The organism is Streptomyces sp. G45 (assembly GCF_049542095.1).
Lineage (GTDB): Bacteria > Actinomycetota > Actinomycetes > Streptomycetales > Streptomycetaceae > Streptomyces.
The window spans coordinates 5879118-5894456 of the sequence record NZ_JBMUZU010000001.1; the positions used below are offsets into that span (position 1 = coordinate 5879118).

The following is a 15339-nucleotide window of genomic DNA, read 5'->3' on the forward strand; positions in this document are numbered from 1 at the left end:
GGACCTTTCGCAAGAATCCTGCCCGATTTCGGGCAGGGGCTGACCCGATCGGCGCCCCGGATGGCCCAGGGCACCCCCTTTTCACCTCCTCACATCCGCCGCAGCACCGCCTGCTTCGCCGCCGTGAACTCCTCGTCCGTCAGGATTCCGCTCTGGTGCAGCTCCCCCAGCTCCCGCAGGCGGCGAAGGAGCGCGTCGTGGTCGTCCTCCCGTGCGGCGGGCGGCGCGGCGTCCGGCCCCTTGGCCAGCGCGGGCACGGGGGCGTCCGCCAGCTCCGGCGCGGGCTCGCGCGGCGCCGCCGGGTGCGGGAGCCGGGCCTGGACGGCGGCCGCGACGAGCGCCATCAGCGGGTCCTTCTTGAAGCCCCACAGCTCCACGGAGTTCGGGTCGTACTTCGGCGGGGCCTTCGTCGGCGCGTTCCGGACACTGAAGCGGAGGTAGCCGTTCTCCAGGCCGATGGCGGGCTGCCACTCCACGGCCGCGACGTCCGCGAGGGCCAGGGAGCGGGTGCCTGAGGCGGACTTGGCCTCCTCCGTCTTCCAGTTCCACTCCAGGCGCAGGTGCTCGCCGTCGAAGCTGACGGTGGCGTCGCCCGCGGAGACCTGGAGCGGCACGGACGGGCCGGGCAGCAGATAGGCGTCGCAGCACGTGGACGGCACCTGCTCGATCAGGAGTGCGTTGCGCACCTCGTCCACCAGGTACTCCGCGACGCCGTACCGGTCGGACTCCACCGTGAGCTGGTAGGGGTCGGAGGAGTCGGCGAGCTTGCCGCCCGTCACCTGGAGCAGCGGGTCCGAGCCGTCGCGCAGCCGCAGCCGAAGGCGCCCGCTCTTCTTGCCCTGTTCGAAGGCGATGCCCGCCAACGCCTGGAGCGGCACGGTCAGTTCGCCCAGCGTCTTGCGCAGCAGCGAGACGCCCTTGTCGCGCCCCGGCACCAGCCGCAGCGTCAGTCCGTCGAAGGTCCAGGTTCCATCGCGTTGGATGATTTCCGCCATGCGGGGATTGTCCCACTGGGCCTTGGGCCAGGTGGTCTACACCTTGACCGGGCCTGGGGCGCGCGGTACGGATGATGAAGGTTCGACTGCGTGCACATCCGCGACGGCCCGTCGAAGGGACCCGCTAGTGAGAGAGCACCACAGATCGACACGTGTCATCGGTTCGCTGCTGCTCGTCGTCGCCGCCGGGATGTCGTCCATGGCGGCCGTACCGGGCGGGGAGCGGCGGCCCCCCGGCGACCCCGTCCCGCTGGGGCAGGTCGTGCCCGTCCCCATGAAGGTGACGGCGGCCGGGCCCGGCTTCGAGATCACCCCCGAGACGTACATCCGCGTCGGCGGCCACCCCGAGGAGCGCCGCGTCGCCGAGTACCTGGCGGGCCTGCTGCGCCCGTCGACCGGCTATCCGCTGCCGGTCACCGACCGCGGCGGCCCCGGCGGCATCCGGCTGCGCATCAGCTCCGACGCGCACAGCAAGGCGCTCGGCGGCGAGGGCTACCGGCTCGCGTCCACGCGCGGCTCGCTGACGATCACGTCGTGGACGGCCGCCGGGCTGCGCCACGGCGTGCAGACCTTGCGCCAGCAGCTGCCCGCCGCGGTCGAGCGGACGACACGGCAGCGGGGGCCCTGGCGGGTCGCGGGCGGCGTCATCGAGGACCGGCCGCGCTTCGCCTACCGGGGCGCCATGCTGGACGTGTCCCGGCACTTCCTCACCGTCGAGCAGGTCCGGCGGTTCATCGACCAGCTGGCCCTGTACAAGATGAACACGCTGCACCTGCACCTCAGCGACGACCAGGGCTGGCGCATCGCCATCGACTCCTGGCCGCGCCTCGCGGAGTACGGCGGCTCCACCCAGGTCGGCGGCGGTCCCGGCGGCCACTACACCAAGGAGCAGTACACCGGCCTCGTCGACTACGCGTACTCCCGGGGCATCACGGTGATCCCCGAGATTGACATGCCGAGCCACACGAACGCGGCGCTCGCCTCGTACGCGGAGCTGAACTGCGACGGCGTGGCGCCGCCGCTGTACACGGGCACCGAGGTCGGGTTCAGCTCGCTGTGCGTCAAGAAGGACGTGACGTACGACTTCGTGGCGGACGTCGTCCGGGAGCTGGCCGCGCTCACGCCCGGCCCCTATCTGCACATCGGCGGGGACGAGGCGCACTCCACCAGCGACGACGACTTCCACGCGTTCATGGAGCGGGTGCAGCCGATCGTGACCGAGCACGGCAAGACGGTGGTCGGCTGGCACCAGCTGGCGGTGGACGCGAAGCCCGTGCCGGGTGCCGTGGTGCAGTACTGGGGCTACGACCGCACCGGTCAGGCGGAGCGCGAGAAGGTGGTGGACGCCGCGCGCGACGGCGCCAAGGTGATCCTGTCGCCCGCCGACCGCTCGTACCTCGATCACAAGTACCACAAGGACACCCCGCTCGGTCTGAGCTGGGCGGGCTATGTGGAGGTCGAGCGGGCCTACGACTGGGACCCCGGCGCCTATCTCCAGGGGCTTGCCGAGGAGGCGGTCCTCGGCGTCGAGGCGCCGCTGTGGACGGAGACCCTGTCGACGAACGAGCAGCTGGACTTCATGGCGTTCCCGCGGCTGCCCGGCATCGCCGAGCTGGGCTGGTCGCCCGCCTCGACGCACGACTGGGAGGCGTACAAGGAGCGCCTGGTGCGGCAGGCCCCGCGCTGGGACGCGCTCGGCATCACCTACTACCGCTCGCCGCAGGTGCCCTGGCCGACGGCACGGTGACGGAAGACGGGGCTCCGGAGGACCGTACTCCGGAGCCCCGCCTGGTCTCAGGCGCCGAGCGCGGCGGCCGGGCGGGCGGCCACGGCCCGGTGGATGACGGCCGCCTCGAACCGCTCACGGGCGCAGAAGCTGAGCAGCACCCGCCGCTCCGGCGTGTCCGCCTCGCGCTCGGGGACGAAGCCGACGGTCTCGACGAGCGCATGGGCGGCCGTGGCGCGCACGTCGGGCGCGGTGACGACGCGCTGGGTCGCCGGGTCGGCGAACAGGTACTCCATCACGGTGGTGAGCACCGCGTGTGTGAAGCCGTGCACGGGCCGGTCGGTCGGCGCGGTGAGGAGGCGCATGCCGACGTCTCCGGGCTCGGGCTCGTACAGGTCGGCCAGCTCTCCGTGGCGGGGGTCGTGGCGCTCCATCAGGAACGCGGGCTCGCCCTCGTGCAGGCCGACGTACGCGTGGCTGTGGTCGGAGGCCGCGACGGCCATGTACTCCCGCTCCACGTCGTACAGTTTCACGCCGCCCATCTGCCAGTGGGCCGCCTTGGGGTGGGTGAGCCAGGAGTGGATCAGCTCGGCGTCGGTGAAGGGGTCCATGGGGCGCAGGGTGAGGGTTCCCACGGTTCCTTCGACCACGCCGACGCGGTGCCGCTCCGCGGGGGTGTCCTTGAGCAGGTGCGGGAGCATGGGTCGTCCTTTCGGAGGCGACGCGAAACTAAGGTTAGCCTAACCTAAGTCACCTGCGGGTGGGGTGGTGCCCTCGACTCGTCCTCACGCACCGGACAGGCTGAAGAAGCCCACCCGCCCGGAGGGGGCGGGTGGGCGGGGTGCCAGGGGCTGAGGGCCCGTCAGGCGACCTTCTTGGCCTTCTCGATGGCCTCCGCCAGGTCCTCCAGGATCGGCGCGCACTTGTCGTACGAGAAGATCGGCTCGGTCACGCGCGGGATGACCTGCCCGGCCTTGACCGCGGGCAGCTTCCCCCACGTCGGCTTCTGCTTCTCCAGGCCCTCGGGCTGAAGCGCCGACGTCCGGTTGTCCATCATGATCACGTCGGCCTTGTACTTGTCGACGTTCTCCCACGACAGGTTCTCGAACCAGCCGCCGCTCGCCTTCAGCGCCTGCGCCGACGGCTCGACCAGGTTCACGCCGAGGGCCTTGAAGTACTCCAGGTCGGCGGAGAGGTTGGACCCGGAGACGTAGAACACGTCCGCGCTGGCGGAGCCGACGAGCACCCGGATCTCCGGCCGGGACTTCGCCGCCTTGCGCAGCCGCTCCGCCGCCGCCTCGAACCGCTTCTTCGCCTTGACGACCTTGTCGGCCTTGACGTCCGCGCCCAGCGACTCGGCGAGCGCGTGCAGCCGCTCCAGGGGCTTGGTCATCTGGCGGTCGTAGACCGAGATGCCGACGCTCGGGGCGAGCTTCAGGATCTTGTCGGCGGACTGCTCCGGCACGTACCAGAGGGTGCCCTTGTCGTCGAACATCGTCGAGATCAGGACATCCGGCTGGAGGCCCACGTACTTCTCGACGCTGAACTGGTCCCAGGCGTTGCCCAGGATCGTCAGCTTGCTGACGTCCATGTCGCCCGCCTGGACATCGGCCTTGCCGTCCTTGGTCTTGGTCGGGCCGAAGACGCCCTTGACCTCGATGCCGTAGTCGTACAGCGCGGCGGCGACACCGGTGAACGCCACGATGTTCTTCGGCGTGGAGTCCTTCTTCGCGGTCTTGCCGCGGTCGTCCTTGAACGACCAGGGACCACCGTCCTTGCCGGAACCGCCGCCGCTCTTGCCGCCGCTGTCCTTCTTGTCGTCCCCGCAGGCGGCGAGGGCGGCGGTGAGGCCGAGGGCGCCGCCCGCGGCGAGGATGCCGCGGCGGGTGGGCTGGGGGAGACGGGGCATGGCGGTCTCTGCTTTCGTACGGGTGCGCTGGGCGCTGGCCGGAAATCGTGCTTAGGTTAACCTAACCTTCCCCGTGGTCCAGCCCGCGCCCCGCCCACAGCCGCCGAGCGGGCCCCTCAGGTGCCCGGCTCCCCCCGCGCCGCGTCCCTGACGTGCAGGAACCCGCCCGCCTTCTCCGTCTCGCGCGCGATCTCGTCGTACTCCTGCGGCACCGACGAGATCATCGAGCGGTACGCCGTGAGCACCGCGCCCGCCTCGCCGTCCTTGAGGTGCTCAAGGGCCTGCCCGAGCCCGTCCCGCCCGTGCGGCGGCAGCAGCCCCGCGCGCTCCTCGATCACGTCCGTGATCTCCCAGCCGAACGCCTCCGCGTACTCCGTGCACTCCTTGCGGGCGGTCGCGAGGTCCGTGTGCGGCGCGCCGCACAGGTAGATCACGCACCGGAACCGCCTTATCCGCGCCGTCGTGTCCGGCGCCCGCCCCTCGCCCGGTACGACGCCCGCCGCCGCGTCCGCCAGCGCCTGGCGGCGCCTCAGTTCGCGCTCGGTCCGCCGGGCCCCGGCCCGCTCCCACCTCTGTCCGTTGTCACTGCTGACCATGTCCCCAGCGTGCCCGAGCGATCACGGACAGCGAAGTGACGAGGGGTGGGACCGGGGAGCTTGTCAGGCCGCGACTCGTACGCTCCGTAGTGCCTACGCGATCAGGGGTACGCCGATGACGTCCCCGATCCTGCGGACGCGCGCGGTGGACACCTTCGCCAGCCGCCTGCCGATGACACCGGGCAGGGCCTGGTGCTTGACCCACTCCGGGGCGTCGAGGCCCACTTCGATGAGGGTGTCCGCCGCGCGGTCGTGCAGTCCGGCCGCGCACTGCGCGAGGGCGACATCCAGCTTGTAGCGGTTGCGGGCCACCTTCGACATGGACTGGGGGAGCTGCTTCATGTCCGGCTGGCTGGCCAGCTGGAGCGCCCGTCCGTAGTTCTTCAGCGCGACGTGGATGCCCACGGCCTCGGTCTTCGCCGCCGTGGGGCCGAAGTTGGTGCCGTACAGCTTCTCGTCCCGGCCGAGGCGTGCCGCCGCGGCATGGGCCTGGGAGATGTAGTCGTCGGCCGTGGCCTCGTCCTCGCGCCGGGATGCCGCCACCGCCGCCGAGATCATCAGGCGTCCGTACGCGAGCAGTTGGGACCGGGACCCGCTGCTGAACGACGGCTCGATCGCCAGCGCGGCGCGCTCGGCCACGGTCACGGCGCGGGGCAGGTTGGCGCCGCGCAGGTAGATCCACGACAGCGTGGACTCAAGCAGTGCCGTCATCACCGGGTCGTCGGCGCCCTTCGCGAGGTGCTTGGCCGACGTGAGCGCGCTCAACGCGAGGTCACGCTGCCCGAACCCGTTCGAGCACGACGCGGCCACGCGGTACGTGCTGGCCAGGATCGCACCCACCTGCTCGCGTTCGCGCCCGGTGGCGCTGACGTACCTGACCTGCCCTTCCATGAGGACCTTCGCGGCGTAGCCGCTCACCATCACCGTGTCGCTCGCCCAGTAGGCGTCCCAAGCGCGGTCGCGGGCGGCGCTCAACTCCTCCACGGTGCTCGGGTCGTCGATGCCCTCCCACTCGCCGAGCGCGCTTTCGTGCACCGCGTCGGACAGTTGCCGCAACGCGGCCCTGATGTCCTGGCTCATCCCCCGGCGCGGCGCCTGCTGCCCCAGGATCACCGCCACGTCCGTCTTGAGCGCGCTCGCCAGCTTGAGCAGGGAACCGACGGACAGCTCTCCCCGGTCCTGCTCCGCCTTCTGTACGAGGGCGAGGGAGAGGCCCGAGGCGTCGGCGAGCCCCTGCTGTGTCAGATCAGAGCCCCGCAGGTGCTTGATGCGCTTACCGGTCGTCAGGTCTGCCCAGTTGCCCACGGCCACTCCAGTGCGTTAGCTCAGGCTGCTCCCCTCCGATGGTAGGGGCCAACTTCCCACGGCGGGGCCGCTGTCGGAGTACGGCGGACGGGCTGGACCCCGCCGGGCGGCGGCGGGGATCCAGCCCGTCCGGCGCTTGAGGACGAGCGCGGAGCGCGAGGGGAGGGCGGGCGGGTGGGAGAAGAGGGCGCCCCCGGCCCCGCCGGTACCCCCTAGCTCGTGAGGCCCAGCTCCCGCGCGATCAGCATCCGCTGCACCTCACTCGTGCCCTCGCCGATCTCCAGGATCTTGGAGTCGCGCCACATGCGGGCCACCGGGTACTCGTTCATGAAGCCGTACCCGCCGTGGATCTGGGTGGCCTCGCGGGCGTTGTCCACGGCGACCGTGGACGAGTACAGCTTCGCGACGGCGGCCGCCTTCTTGAAGGGCTCCCCGGCGAGCAGCCGGGACGCGGCGTCGCGCCAGGCGAGGCGCGCCGTGTGGGCCTTCATCTCCATGTCGGCGATCTTGAACTGGATGGCCTGGTTGGCGCCGATGGGCCGACCGAAGGCGTGCCGCTCCTTGGCGTACTTCACCGACTCGTCGACGCAGCCCTGCGCCAGGCCCGTGGCGAGCGCCGCGATGGCCACGCGGCCCTCGTCGAGGATGCGCAGGAACTGGGCGTAGCCCCGGCCCGCCTCGCCCAGGAGGTTCGCGGCGGGCACCCGCACGTCGGAGAAGGACAGCTCGCGGGTGTCGGAGGCGTTCCAGCCGACCTTCGAGTACGGGGCGGCGACGGTGAAGCCGGGCGTGCCGGACGGCACGATGATCGAGGAGATCAGCGGCTTGCCCGCGTCGGTGCGGCCGGTGACGGCGGTGACCGTGACCAGGCCCGTGATGTCCGTACCGGAGTTGGTGATGAAGCACTTGGTGCCGTTGATCACCCATTCGTTGGTGGCCTCGTCCAGGCGGGCCGTGGTGCGCGTGCCGCCCGCGTCCGAGCCGCCGTCGGGCTCGGTGAGGCCGAACGCGCCCAGGATCTCGCCGGAGCACAGCCGCGGCAGCCACTCCCGCTTCTGCTCCTCGGTGCCGAACAGATGCAGCGGCATCGCGCCGAGGGAGACGCCCGCCTCCAGGGTCACGGCCACCGACGAGTCGACCCGGGCCAGCTCCTCCAGGGCCACGCCGAGCGCCAGGTAGTCGCCGCCCATGCCGCCGTACTCCTCGGGGAAGGGCAGGCCGAACAGGCCCATGCGGCCCATCTCGCGCACGATCTCGTACGGGAACTCGTGCCGCTCGTAGAAGTCGCCGATCTTCGGGGCGACCACGTCGTGGGCGAACTCCTCGACGGTGCGGCGGAGTTCCTCGTGTTCGGGGGAGAGGTGGTGGTCCATGGAGATCACTGCTCCTTGTGGGAGAGGGCACGCACGGTGCGGGACGGGCTCGGTCGGCCCAGCTGGTCGGCCATCCAGACGCTGGTCGCGGTGAGGCGGCCGAGGTCGACCCCGGTCTCGACGCCGAGGCCGTGAAGCATCCACACGAGGTCTTCGGTGGCGAGGTTGCCGGTGGCGCTCTTGGCGAACGGGCAGCCGCCGAGGCCGCCCGCGGAGGCGTCCACGGTGGTCACGCCGTGCTGGAGCGCGGCGAGGGTGTTGGCGAGCGCCTGCCCGTACGTGTCGTGGAAGTGCACGCCGATGCGGTGCGTCGGCACGCCGTGCTCGTTCAGGGCGGCGAGCAGCGCCAGGACGTGGCCCGGCGTCGCCACGCCGATGGTGTCGCCGAGGCTCAGCTCGTCGCAGCCCATGTCGAGCAGCGCCTTGCTCACCCGGACCACCTGCGCGATCGGCACGGCGCCCTCCCAGGGGTCGCCGAAGCACATCGACAGATAGCCCCGCACGTGCACGCGGTCGTGTGCCGCGTCCGCCTCCTTGGCGCGCGCCACCACCGGCTCGAACATCGCGAGCGCCTCGTCCACCGTGCGGTTCAGGTTGGCCCTGGCGAACGACTCGGTGGCGCTGGCGAACACGGCCACGCGGCGCGCGCCGAGCGTCAGCGCCCGGTCCAGGCCCCGCTCGTTGGGCACCAGGACCGGCAGGCGCACCCCCTGGATGTCCCCGAGCAGCGGGAACAGGCGCTCGGCGTCGGCCAGTTGGGGCACCCACTTGGGGTGGACGAAGCTGGTCGCCTCGATCGTCGTCAGGCCCGCGTCGGCCAGGCGGTGGACGAACTCCGCCTTCACCTCCGTGGGGACGGTGCCCTTCTCGTTCTGGAGGCCGTCGCGCGCGCCCACCTCGTGGACGCGGACGCGGGGCGGCAGGCCCTGGGCGGGGACCGCCATCGGCAGGCCGTTCGCGGTCATGACTCCTCCTCGGCCTCGTCGGGGACCACCACCGCCAGGACCTGGTCCATGGCGACCGTGGTGCCGGGGGTGACGTCCAGCTCGGTGACGGTGCCCGCGTGCGGGGCGGAGATGACGTGCTCCATCTTCATCGCCTCCACGACCAGCAGGCTCTGCCCCGCGCTCACGCGGTCACCGGGGGACGCCTTGACGACGGTGACGGTGCCGGGCATGGGGGCGGTGAGCGCGTCGGCGCCCGCGTGGGCCGCGCCCGTGAGGGACGCCTCCACGGGGTCGTGGTCCCGGACGTCCCAGGCGTCGCCGTCCCGCCCGAGCCACGTTCCGGCGCGGTGGAAGCCGGAAGCCAGCGGGCCGCGCCCCGTGGACCCTCCGAGGCTGGCCTCGACCTCGCCGTCGGCGGTGAGCCGGGTGCGTACGACGACCGGGTCGTGCCCCGGCACTCGCAGGTGGTGCACGGTCCAGGCGGGCTCACCGCCGAGCCGCCAGCCGTTGGGCACGGAGAAGGGGTCCACCCAACTCCCGGTGTCCTTCGCGGCGGTGCTCACCCGAGCCAGCGCGGCGGCCTCGTACACCTCCGCCGGGACGTCCCCGTCCACCAGTCCCTCGGCCTCGCGCTCCACCAACCCTGTGTCCAACTCGCCCGCCACCACCGCCGGGTGCGCAAGGAGCCGCCGCAGGAAACCGGTGTTCGTCGGCACGCCCAGGATGACCGTGTCGGCCAGCGCGGCCCGCAGCTTCCGCAGGGCCGTCTCCCGGTCGGGGCCGTAGGCGATGACCTTGGACAGCATCGGGTCGTACAGGCTCCCGACCTCCGTGCCCTCGCTGAGCCCGGAGTCGGTGCGCACCCCGTCCCCGGAGGGCTCGCGCAGCAGCAGGACCGTTCCGCCGGAGGGCAGGAACCCGCGGGCGGGGTCCTCCGCGCAGACGCGCGCCTCGACCGCGTGGCCGGTGAGCGTGATGTCGTCCTGCCCGAAGGAAAGGGGCTCGCCGGACGCCACCCGCAGCTGCCACTCCACCAGGTCAAGGCCCGTGATCAGCTCGGTGACCGGGTGCTCGACCTGGAGGCGGGTGTTCATCTCCATGAAGTAGTACGAGGAGGGGTCGCCGCCGGGGACGATGAACTCGACCGTCCCCGCGCCCACGTACCCGCAGGAGCGCGCCGCCTCCACGGCGGCGGCCCCCATCGCGGCGCGGGTCGCCTCGTCCAGCAGGACGCTCGGCGCCTCCTCGATGATCTTCTGGTGGCGGCGCTGGAGGGAGCACTCGCGCTCGCCGAGGTGCACCACGTTGCCGTGGGCGTCGGCGAGGACCTGGATCTCGATGTGCCGGGGCCGGTCGACCCAGCGCTCCACCAGGAGCGTGTCGTCGCCGAAGGAGGCGCGGGCCTCGCGCCGGGCGGCGGCGATCTCCTCGCCGAGCAGCGCCGCGTCCCGCACCAGGCGCATGCCCTTGCCGCCGCCGCCCGCCGAGGGCTTGAGCAGCACCGGCGTGCCGATCTCGTGGGCGGCGGCGGTCAGCTCGGCGTCGGTGAGGCCGCTGCCCGAGGAGCCGGGGACGACCGGCACCCCGGCCGCGCGCACCGTCTCCTTGGCGCGGATCTTGTCGCCCATCAGGTCGATGGCGGCGGCGGGCGGCCCGATGAAGGCGAGGCCCGCGTCCGCGCAGGCCTGGGCGAAGGCGGCGTTCTCCGCGAGGAAGCCGTACCCGGGGTGGACGGCCTGGGCGCCGGTCGCGGCGGCGGCCTCCAGGAGGCGGTCCGCGCGCAGATAGCTGTCGGCCGCGGGCGCCGGGCCGATCCGTACCGCTGTGTCGGCCTCCCGCACGTGCCGGGCGTCGGCGTCCGCGTCGGAGAAGACCGCCACCGAGCGGACGCCCAGGGAGCGCAGCGTGCGGATGACGCGGACGGCGATCTCGCCGCGGTTGGCCACGAGGACCGTGTCGAACATGCTCGTCCTGTTCGTGTGCATCGCGTGCGTACCCCTCACATCCGGAAGACGCCGAAGCCGCGGTCGCCCAGCGGGGCCCCGGCGCACGCCGTCAGGGCCAGGCCGAGGACCTGCCGGGTCTCCAGCGGGTCGATGACGCCGTCGTCCCACAGGCGCGCCGTGGCGTAGTAGGCGTTGCCCTGCTGTTCGTACTGCGCGCGGACCGGGGCCTTGAAGGCCTCCTCGTCCTCGGCCGACCACTGCTCGCCGCGCGCCTCCAACTGGTCGCGCTTGACCGTCGCGAGCACCGATGCGGCCTGCTCGCCGCCCATCACGGAGATCTTGGCGTTCGGCCACATCCACAGGAAGCGGGGCGAATAGGCCCGGCCGCACATGGAGTAGTTACCCGCTCCATAGCTGCCGCCCACCACGACCGTCAGCTTCGGTACGCGCGTGCAGGCCACGGCGGTGACCATCTTCGCGCCGTGCTTGGCGATGCCCCCCGCCTCGTAGTCCTTGCCGACCATGAAGCCGGAGATGTTCTGGAGGAACACCAGCGGGATGCCGCGCTGGTCGCACAGCTCGATGAAGTGGGCGCCCTTCTGGGCGGACTCGGCGAACAGGATGCCGTTGTTGGCGACGATCCCGACCGGGTGGCCGTGGATGTGCGCGAAGCCCGTCACCAGCGTCTGCCCGAACTCGGCCTTGAACTCGGCGAAGCGCGAGCCGTCGACGACCCGGGCGATGACCTCGCGCACGTCGTACGGAGTGCGGGAGTCCACCGGCACCGCCCCGTACAGGCCGAGCGGGTCGACCTTCGGCTCGTCCACCGGGCGCACCTCCCAGGGGGGCGCGCCGCGCGCGGGCAGCGTGGAGACGATCGTGCGCACGATCCGCAGGGCGTGCGGGTCGTCCTCCGCGAGGTGGTCGGTCACTCCGGAGACGCGGGAGTGGACCTCGCCGCCGCCCAGCTCCTCGGCGGTCACGACCTCGCCCGTGGCGGCCTTCACCAGGGGCGGGCCGCCCAGGAAGATCGTGCCCTGGTTCCGCACGATCACGGCCTCGTCGCTCATCGCCGGGACGTAGGCGCCCCCGGCCGTGCAGGAGCCGAGGACCGCCGCGATCTGCGGGATGCCCGCGCCGGACATCCGCGCCTGGTTGTAGAAGATCCGCCCGAAGTGCTCCCGGTCGGGGAAGACCTCGTCCTGCATCGGCAGGAACGCGCCGCCCGAGTCGACCAGGTACACGCACGGCAGGCGGTTCTCCAGGGAGATCTCCTGGGCGCGCAGGTGCTTCTTCACCGTCATCGGGTAGTACGTCCCGCCCTTGACCGTGGCGTCGTTGGCGACGATCACGCACTCCCGGCCGCTGACCCGGCCGACGCCCGCGATCACCCCGGCGGCCGGTGCCTGCCCCTCGTACATCCCGTCCGCGGCCAGCGGCGCCAGCTCCAGGAACGGCGAGCCGGGGTCGAGCAGCGCGTCCACGCGGTCGCGCGGCAGGAGCTTGCCGCGCGCCGTGTGCCGCGCCCGCGCCTTCTCGCCGCCGCCGAGGCGGGCGGCGGCCAGCTTGGCGCGCAGCTCGTCGACGAGGGCGCGGTGCGCCGACTCGTTCGCCCGCCAGGCGTCCGAGGCGGGGTCCGCCGCGCTCGTGAGGACCGGTGCCTGTTGCATCCGCTGTGCTCCCTGGTTAGTGAGCGTTAACGTCTGCTCCTCAGGTTAACGACCGCTAACCGCGCTGTCTAGAATTGTCTCCATGGCCACCAGGACCGACGCCCCCACCCGCCGCGAGCAGATCCTCAAGGAAGCCGCCCGCCTGTTCGCCGAGCGCGGCTTCCACGGCGTGGGCGTGGACGAGATAGGGGCCGCCGTCGGCATCAGCGGACCCGGTCTGTACCGGCACTTCTCGGGCAAGGACGCGATGCTCGCCGAACTGCTCGTCGGCATCAGCGAGCGGCTGCTCACCGGCGGCAGGCGCCGGGCCGCCGAGGCCGCGGGCGCGCCGGAGGCCGCCCTGGACTCCCTCATCGAGGGGCACATCGACTTCGCCCTCGACGACCGCCCCCTGATCACGCTGCACGACCGCGAGCTGGACCGCCTGCGCGAGGCCGACCGCAAGCGGGTCCGCCAGCTCCAGCGGCAGTACGTGGAGCTGTGGGTGGCGGCGGTGCGGGAGGTCTACCCGGGGCTCGCGGAGCCGGAGGCGCGCGCGGCCGTCCACGCGGTCTTCGGCCTGCTGAACTCGACCCCGCACCTGTCCCGCCCCGCGTCCCTGCCCGGCCGGGAGGCCATGGCCGCCCTGCTGCACCGACTCGCGCGCGGAGCGTTGGAGGCCGCGAATCCAAGCCCGTCCGGCGTGTGAGGACGGGCCAGGCCGAAGGCCGCGACGACCGGCCCCGCCGCCACTGGTGACCCGGCCGGTCTGGACGGTCGCGCGAACCCACCGGTAGCCTGGGCCTGAGCAAGCGCTTAGTAAGGGCGCGCCCATCGCCAGAGGGAGTCACGTCGTGCGGCGTACCGTTTTCAACGAGGACCACGAGGCGTTCCGGGAGACGATCCGCGCCTTCATCGAGGCCGAGGTCGTCCCGGTGTACGACGAGTGGTTCGCGGCGGGCCAGGCGCCCCGCGACTTCTACTACAAGCTCGCCGACCTCGGCGTCTTCGGCATCCGCGTGCCCGAGGAGTACGGCGGCGCGGGCATCGACTCGCACAAGTTCGAGGCGGTCATGTACGAGGAGACGGCCCGCGCGGGCGTCTCCTTCGGCGGCTCCGGGGTGCACGTCCTGCTCGGCCTGCCCTACCTCCAGATGCTCGCCACCGAGGAGCAGAAGAAGCGCTTCCTGCCGAAGTTCGTCACCGGCGAGGAGATGTGGGCGCTCGCCATGACCGAGCCGGGCACCGGCTCCGACGTCGCGGGCATGAAGACCACCGCGAGGCTCTCCGAGGACGGCACGCACTACGTCCTCAACGGCGCCAAGACCTTCATCACCGGCGGTGTGCACGCCGACCGCGTGATCGTCTGCGCCCGCACCTCCCCGCCGCGCGAGGACGACCGCCGCTTCGGTATCTCGCTGTTCGCCGTCGACACCCGCTCCGAGGGCTACTCGGTCGGCCGCAAGCTCGACAAGCTCGGCCTGAAGGTCTCCGACACCGCCGAGCTGGCCTTCGTCGACGTGAAGGTCCCGGTGGAGGACCTGCTCGGCGAGGAGAACAAGGGCTTCGGCTATCTGGGCCACAACCTGGCGTCCGAGCGCTGGGGCATCGCCTTCGGCGCCTACGCGCAGGCCAAGGCCGCCGTGCGGTTCGCCCAGGAGTACGTCCAGGAGCGGACCGTCTTCGGCAAGCCCGTCGCCTCCTTCCAGAACACCAAGTTCGAGCTGGCCGCCTGCCAGGCCGAGGTGGACGCCGCCGAGGCCGTCGCCGACCGCGCCCTGGAGGCCCTGGACGCGGGCGAGCTGACGCCCGCCGAGGCGGCGAGCGCCAAGCTGTTCTGCACCGAGGTCGCCCACCGTGTCATCGACCGCTGCCTCCAGCTGCACGGCGGCTACGGCTTCATGAACGAGTACCCGATCGCCCGCCTGTACGCCGACAACCGCGTCAACCGCATCTACGGCGGCACCAGCGAGGTCATGAAGATGATCATCGCCAAGGACATGGGCCTGTGAGCGAGGCCTCGGGCCCGCTGGAGGACCTGCTCGACCTGCTCGACCTGGAGCGGGTCGAGCAGGACATCTTCCGCGGCGAGAGCCGCTCGGCGCTGGTGCCGCGCGTCTTCGGCGGGCAGGTCGCGGCCCAGGCCCTGGTCGCCGCGGGCCGTACCGTGCCCGACGAAAGGCCCGCGCACTCCCTGCACGCGTACTTCCTGCGCCCCGGCGACCCGGGCGTGCCCATCGTCTACACCGTCGACCGCATCCGCGACGGCCGCTCCTTCACCACGCGCCGCGTCGTCGCCGTCCAGCACGGGCAGCCGATCTTCCACCTGTCGGCGTCGTTCCAGGCGTACGAGGAGGGCCTGGAGCACCAGGGCGGGATGCCGGACGCGCCGGACCCGGAGACCCTGGAGACGGCGGCGGAGATGCTGCCGCGCCATCTGCCGCCGGACGTCGCCCGGCGCCTGGTGGAGGCGCGCGCCGCGGTCGACCTGCGGTACGCCGACGCGCCGCCGTGGGGCACTGTCGGGCAGCCCCGCGAGCCGCACTCCCAGGTGTGGTTCCGCACCAACGGCAAGCTCGGCGCGGAGCCCGCCGGGTCGCTGCTGCACCTGTGTCTGGCCACGTATGTGTCGGACATGACGCTGCTCGACTCGGTGCTGCTCGCGCACGGGCGCGGCGGCTGGGCCGTCGGTGACGTGGTCGGCGCCTCGCTGGACCACGCCATGTGGTTCCACCGGCCGTTCCGCGCCGACGAGTGGCTGCTGTACGACCAGGAGTCGCCGTCGGCCTCGGGCGGGCGGGGCCTCGGCCAGGCGCGGATCTGGACGCGGGACGGGCGGCTGGCCGTGACCGTGATCCAGGAGGGCGTGGTGCGGGTGCCGCGCGCCCGCTGA

The 15339-nt window shown here is 72.2% G+C and carries 13 protein-coding genes; 4 read left to right on the forward strand and 9 right to left on the reverse strand.

Annotated elements, in window-relative coordinates:
- Positions 1–89: 89 nt before the first annotated feature.
- Positions 90–995, reverse strand: coding sequence for a DUF4429 domain-containing protein (locus tag ACOBQU_RS24800; RefSeq protein ID WP_423629645.1), 906 nt, complete (start codon positions 993–995; stop codon positions 90–92).
- 127 nt (positions 996–1122) lie between these two features.
- Here ACOBQU_RS24800 and ACOBQU_RS24805 point away from each other — a divergent pair, with 127 nt between their 5' ends.
- Positions 1123–2742, forward strand: coding sequence for a beta-N-acetylhexosaminidase (locus tag ACOBQU_RS24805; protein WP_423629647.1), 1620 nt, complete (start codon positions 1123–1125; stop codon positions 2740–2742).
- 47 nt (positions 2743–2789) lie between these two features.
- Here the strand turns inward: ACOBQU_RS24805 and ACOBQU_RS24810 are convergent, their stop codons facing one another.
- The 8 genes from ACOBQU_RS24810 to ACOBQU_RS24845 form a co-directional block, all read right to left on the reverse strand.
- Positions 2790–3332 carry a GNAT family N-acetyltransferase gene (locus ACOBQU_RS24810; RefSeq protein WP_423634693.1) on the reverse strand — a complete coding sequence of 181 codons (543 nt, stop codon included), beginning with the start codon at positions 3330–3332 and terminating at the stop codon, positions 2790–2792.
- A 251-nt stretch (positions 3333–3583) separates the two neighbouring features.
- Positions 3584–4630 carry an ABC transporter substrate-binding protein gene (locus ACOBQU_RS24815; protein ID WP_423629649.1) on the reverse strand — a complete coding sequence of 349 codons (1047 nt, stop codon included), beginning with the start codon at positions 4628–4630 and terminating at the stop codon, positions 3584–3586.
- Between the two features lie 116 nt (positions 4631–4746).
- Positions 4747–5226, reverse strand: a complete 480-nt coding sequence (locus tag ACOBQU_RS24820) for a hypothetical protein (RefSeq protein WP_423629651.1) — start codon at positions 5224–5226, stop codon at positions 4747–4749.
- A 93-nt stretch (positions 5227–5319) separates the two neighbouring features.
- On the reverse strand, positions 5320–6531 hold the full coding sequence (locus tag ACOBQU_RS24825; protein WP_423629653.1) for a helix-turn-helix domain-containing protein: 1212 nt from the start codon (positions 6529–6531) through the stop codon (positions 5320–5322).
- A 212-nt stretch (positions 6532–6743) separates the two neighbouring features.
- Positions 6744–7904, reverse strand: coding sequence for an acyl-CoA dehydrogenase family protein (locus tag ACOBQU_RS24830; protein WP_423629655.1), 1161 nt, complete (start codon positions 7902–7904; stop codon positions 6744–6746).
- Positions 7905–7909: 5 nt separating this feature from the next.
- Positions 7910–8869, reverse strand: a complete 960-nt coding sequence (locus ACOBQU_RS24835) for a hydroxymethylglutaryl-CoA lyase (protein ID WP_423629657.1) — start codon at positions 8867–8869, stop codon at positions 7910–7912.
- A complete protein-coding gene (locus ACOBQU_RS24840) occupies positions 8866–10815 on the reverse strand; it encodes a biotin carboxylase N-terminal domain-containing protein (RefSeq protein WP_423634695.1) in 1950 nt (649 codons plus the stop codon). The genes ACOBQU_RS24835 and ACOBQU_RS24840 overlap by 4 nt, the downstream gene beginning before the upstream one ends.
- 35 nt (positions 10816–10850) lie before the next feature.
- Complete coding sequence (locus ACOBQU_RS24845; RefSeq protein WP_423629658.1) at positions 10851–12467, reverse strand: carboxyl transferase domain-containing protein; 1617 nt, start codon at positions 12465–12467, stop codon at positions 10851–10853.
- 82 nt (positions 12468–12549) lie between these two features.
- Between ACOBQU_RS24845 and ACOBQU_RS24850 the strand changes: the two genes are divergently transcribed.
- The 3 genes from ACOBQU_RS24850 to ACOBQU_RS24860 all read left to right on the forward strand — a co-directional run bounded on the left by ACOBQU_RS24850 (position 12550) and on the right by ACOBQU_RS24860 (position 15339).
- On the forward strand, positions 12550–13155 hold the full coding sequence (locus tag ACOBQU_RS24850) for a TetR/AcrR family transcriptional regulator (protein ID WP_423629660.1): 606 nt from the start codon (positions 12550–12552) through the stop codon (positions 13153–13155).
- Positions 13156–13300: 145 nt separating this feature from the next.
- The gene (locus tag ACOBQU_RS24855) at positions 13301–14458 is read left to right on the forward strand and encodes an acyl-CoA dehydrogenase family protein (protein WP_423629662.1); all 1158 of its coding nucleotides are present in this window, start codon (positions 13301–13303) and stop codon (positions 14456–14458) included.
- Entirely contained in the window at positions 14455–15339 is an 885-nt protein-coding gene (locus ACOBQU_RS24860; RefSeq protein ID WP_423629664.1) for an acyl-CoA thioesterase, read from the forward strand. Before ACOBQU_RS24855 ends, ACOBQU_RS24860 begins: the two co-directional genes overlap by 4 nt.

What these genes read in the sequence shown, in the direction of transcription:
- ACOBQU_RS24840 (WP_423634695.1), bottom strand. Translation starts at nt 10,815, where the DNA reads ATGTTCGACACGGTCCTCGTGGCCAACCGCGGCGAGATCGCCGTCCGC.
- ACOBQU_RS24850 (WP_423629660.1), top strand. Translation starts at nt 12,550, where the DNA reads ATGGCCACCAGGACCGACGCCCCCACCCGCCGCGAGCAGATCCTCAAG.
- ACOBQU_RS24810 (WP_423634693.1), bottom strand. Translation starts at nt 3,332, where the DNA reads ATGGACCCCTTCACCGACGCCGAGCTGATCCACTCCTGGCTCACCCAC.
- ACOBQU_RS24835 (WP_423629657.1), bottom strand. Translation starts at nt 8,869, where the DNA reads ATGACCGCGAACGGCCTGCCGATGGCGGTCCCCGCCCAGGGCCTGCCG.
- ACOBQU_RS24800 (WP_423629645.1), bottom strand. Translation starts at nt 995, where the DNA reads ATGGCGGAAATCATCCAACGCGATGGAACCTGGACCTTCGACGGACTG.
- ACOBQU_RS24820 (WP_423629651.1), bottom strand. Translation starts at nt 5,226, where the DNA reads ATGGTCAGCAGTGACAACGGACAGAGGTGGGAGCGGGCCGGGGCCCGG.
- ACOBQU_RS24815 (WP_423629649.1), bottom strand. Translation starts at nt 4,630, where the DNA reads ATGCCCCGTCTCCCCCAGCCCACCCGCCGCGGCATCCTCGCCGCGGGC.
- ACOBQU_RS24830 (WP_423629655.1), bottom strand. Translation starts at nt 7,904, where the DNA reads ATGGACCACCACCTCTCCCCCGAACACGAGGAACTCCGCCGCACCGTC.
- ACOBQU_RS24845 (WP_423629658.1), bottom strand. Translation starts at nt 12,467, where the DNA reads ATGCAACAGGCACCGGTCCTCACGAGCGCGGCGGACCCCGCCTCGGAC.